At 69.0% G+C, this 3503-nt stretch carries 4 protein-coding genes; 2 read left to right on the top strand and 2 right to left on the bottom strand.

The genetic code is table 11. The features are described from left to right. Nucleotides 1–128: 128 nt before the first annotated feature. Nucleotides 129–977, bottom strand: coding sequence for a trypsin-like serine peptidase (locus AC1DZ6_RS21605; RefSeq protein WP_477099187.1), 849 nt, complete (start codon nt 975–977; stop codon nt 129–131). A gap of 224 nt (nt 978–1201) precedes the next feature. On the opposite strand from AC1DZ6_RS21605, the gene AC1DZ6_RS21600 reads away from it, so the two are divergent. Both AC1DZ6_RS21600 and AC1DZ6_RS21595 read left to right on the top strand, forming a co-directional pair. Further along, nucleotides 1202–2242 (top strand): NAD(P)-dependent alcohol dehydrogenase, encoded by a 1041-nt coding sequence (locus tag AC1DZ6_RS21600; RefSeq protein WP_477099186.1) that lies wholly within the window; start codon nt 1202–1204, stop codon nt 2240–2242. A gap of 300 nt (nt 2243–2542) precedes the next feature. Next, entirely contained in the window at nt 2543–3016 is a 474-nt protein-coding gene (locus AC1DZ6_RS21595; RefSeq protein ID WP_477099185.1) for a hypothetical protein, read from the top strand. Nucleotides 3017–3186: 170 nt separating this feature from the next. Here AC1DZ6_RS21595 and AC1DZ6_RS21590 read toward each other — a convergent pair. Beyond that, nucleotides 3187–3503: 2OG-Fe(II) oxygenase (locus AC1DZ6_RS21590; RefSeq protein ID WP_477099184.1), on the bottom strand; the 317-nt coding region annotated here is incomplete at its 5' end.

The following is a 3503-nucleotide window of genomic DNA, read 5'->3' as shown; positions in this document are numbered from 1 at the left end:
GGCCGGCGGTCCGCAGGCGCTGAGCAGGGCGCCGGCCGCCGCGAGGGCGGTCAGCAGGGGAGCGAGAGTTCTGGACGCAGGGAACTTGGACGCAAGGAACATGGGGTCGTTTCCTCGAATGGGGCGGCTTACCCGCCTTGCCAGGTTTGGATCAGTCGCAGGTGGTCGGGCGTGAGCAGGGCGCCGGAATTGACGCCCGGGCCGACGGCGGCGGGCGTGGCGTCGGCCTCGTAGCCGTGCACGGCGACCACGGTCGGGGCGGCGACGTCGCCGATCCAGACCGGACCGCCGCTCTGGCCGTCGGTGGTGTCGATCTCGTAGTGGAGCCGACCGTCCAGGCTGGTGCGCACCGCGCCCTTGGCCACCAGCAGGTGCTCGTAGCTGCCGGCATATTCCGGATAGCCCGAGACCACGGCGGCGGCCCGGGTCAGGGCGGCCGGATCGACGGCGTCGTACTTCATCCAGCCCACCCGTTGGCCGATCGGGTCGTCCAGGTGGATGCAGCCGATGTCGTGGGCCCGGTCGCGGGTCCGCAGCCACGGATCGGCGCAGGACAGGCGCGTGGAGGCGACCGCGCCGAACGGCTGCTTGTTCCAGCTCTGGCCGGCCACCACCGTGACCTTGCGGGCCCAGCCGCCGAACGCATCGTTGTAGAGACAGTGGCCGGCGGTGATCACGGTCGAGGGACCGGCCAGCCAGCCGGTGCCGTTGAAGACCCCGGTCCCCGTGTCGATCCGCAGGGCGCAGACCATCCGCCAGGGCGCGGTCGTGTTGCGCAGCTCGATCCGGCGGTGGTCGATCGGCCCCAGGATGCTGAACATCCGGGCCGGGCCGCCGGGCGGTCGCGCCGATCGCTCGGGCGTCAGCAAGGGGGCCAGGGTTCCGTCCGAGCCGAGCGCCAACGGCTCGTCGGCCGGCTCGTCCGCCGCTTGCGGGAGCCGTCGGGCGGGCGTGAAATTGGAACGCGAACCGGTCATGGCGCCCACCCGCCTTTCGTGCGGGAATGCTCGCCCAAAACAAGCATATTTGAAAGGCTCAATTTTTAGGTGATCTAAGAAGCGCTCGCCCCGACCGCCCGGCGCCGTCCACACGCGCAATGCCAGGATCGTGCATCAAGTCTGGAGGATCGGCATACCCCACTCCGCGCGCGCGTGGCATGTCGGTCCCGTTCATCTCCCCCTGAACCTTCGAGGACTATCCGATGGCCATCGCCAAGGGCTACGCGGCCGCTTCCGCGTCCGCACCGCTTACCCCCTTCACCTTCGACCGCCGCGAACCCAACGACGACGACGTCGTCATCGCCATCAAGCATTGCGGCGTCTGCCACTCCGACATCCACATGGTCGACAACGGCTGGGGCCAGAGCGTCTATCCGCTGGTGCCGGGCCACGAGATCACCGGCGTCGTCACCGCCGTCGGGTCCAAGGTCAGCCGCTTCAAGGAAGGCGACCGGGTCGGCGTCGGCTGCTTTGTCGACAGCTGCATCGGCTGCGCGACGCGCGACCTGGACCGCGAGCAATACATGCCCGGCCTGGTGCTGACCTATTCCGCCGAACAGCCGGGCAGCGACCTGCCCACCTATGGCGGCTATTCCGACCACATGGTGGTCAAGGAAGGCTACGTGCTGTCGATCCCCGACAACCTGGCCCTGGACGCCGCCGCCCCGCTGCTGTGCGCCGGCATCACCCTCTATTCGCCGCTGCGCCACTGGAACGCCGGCCCGGGCAAGTCGGTGGCGATCGTGGGCCTGGGCGGCCTGGGCCACATGGGCGTCAAGATCGCCCACGCCATGGGGGCCGAGGTCACGGTGCTGAGCCAGACCCTGTCCAAGCAGGCCGACGGCCTGGCGATGGGCGCGGCCCACTACCACGCCACCAGCGACGCGGCGACCTTCGAGACCCTGGCCGGAACCTTCGACCTTATCATCTGTACGGTGTCTGCGGGGATCGATTGGGGCAGCTACCTCAATCTGCTGAAGGTGGACGGGACCATGGTGCTGGTCGGCGCGCCGGAAGAGCCCGTGCCGCTGAACGCCTTCGCCCTGATCCCCGGCCGCCGCACCCTGGCCGGCTCGATGATCGGCTCGATCAAGGAAACCCAGGAGATGCTCGACTTCTGCGGCCAGCACGACATCGTCGCCGACATCGAGACCATCGCCATCGACCAGATCAACGAGGCCTATAAGCGCATGCAGAAGAGCGACGTGCGCTATCGCTTCGTGATCGACATGGCGACGCTGTAGGGCGATCCGCGCGCGCATCCCTGGAGAGGCGCGCGCGTCTTCATCCCCAACGTCCGTCATCCTCGGACTTGTTCCGAGGCCCCCCTCTGTCCGCTGGTCTGCCGGCTGGGTTAGTCCGCGAGCTCACCGCACCACGGATCAACCTTCTTCTCGGTTGGTCCTCGGAACAAGTCCGAGGATGACGGTGGGTAGTAGAGGGCCTCCGGGTTTTTCGGGCGTCTCGGAGGGGAGAACGCCCGAGTGCGTTCCGCTCTTCGGCGGTGCAACGTCCAGGCGTTGCAACCCCTTCGAGGCGGCCCCATGCAGTTCACTCTTCGCGCCTTCGCGGCGCCCCTCCTGGCCGCCCTGGCCTTGACGGCCTCGGCTCCGGCCTTGGCCGGCGGCGGCGGGCAGGCCAATTMCAACCTCGCCAACGCGGCCACCGGGACCATCGCGCTGTCGGGCGGCGGGGTGGCGTTGGGCGTCGGCGTCAGCTGGGGCAAGGGCACGCTCACCTATCGCGGCCAGACCTACAAGCTGAAGACCAGCGGCCTGTCGGCGGTCGACATCGGGGCCAGCGGCTACACCGCCAGCGGCACGGTGGAGAACCTCAAGAAGCTCTCCGACATCGAAGGCAACTACACCGCCGGCCAATTGGGCGCGACCGTGGCCGGCGGCGGCGGCGTCACGACGATGAAGAACGACAAGGGCGTGGTCATCAAGATGCACGCCACCAGCCGCGGCCTGCAGTTCACCGCGGCGCCGAAGGGCGTGAAGGTCGAGTTGGCGAAGTAGGGGGCGGCGCGCCCTCGCTTCCAAAATTGATTGCCATCCCGGACGAGCGCGCAGCGCGAAGATCCGGGACCGACGCGTGAACTCGGCGCTTGCGGCGGTCCCGGATCGGCGCCCGGCTTTCGCCRGGCTTGTCCGGGATGACAACCCCGATGAGATGATCGGAGGGATGCTCACGTCGCGTCGTGGAAGATCACCCCCAGCACCCGCCGCCGCCCTGACCGCACGGTGCTGACCCCGTGCCGCAGCACCCGCCGATGCACGCCCCGCGTCCCCGTCGCCGGGCGTTCGCGGACCGCGAAGATCACGCCCTCGCCCTGGTTCAGCGGCACGACCTGGGGCCGCGACTGCTGGCGGGGGCGTTGCTCGACCAGCACGAACTCGCCGCCTTCGAAGTCACGGCCCGGCTCGTCCAGCAGGAAGGCGGCCTGCAGCGGGAAGACGTGCTCGCCATAGAGGTCCTGGTGCAGGCAGTTGTAGTCGCCCGGGC

It is taken from the genome of Caulobacter sp. P1_B12_2 (assembly GCF_056406675.1).
Note: the sequence above shows the minus strand (reverse complement) of the source record. Positions and strands in the feature narration are given on the sequence as shown.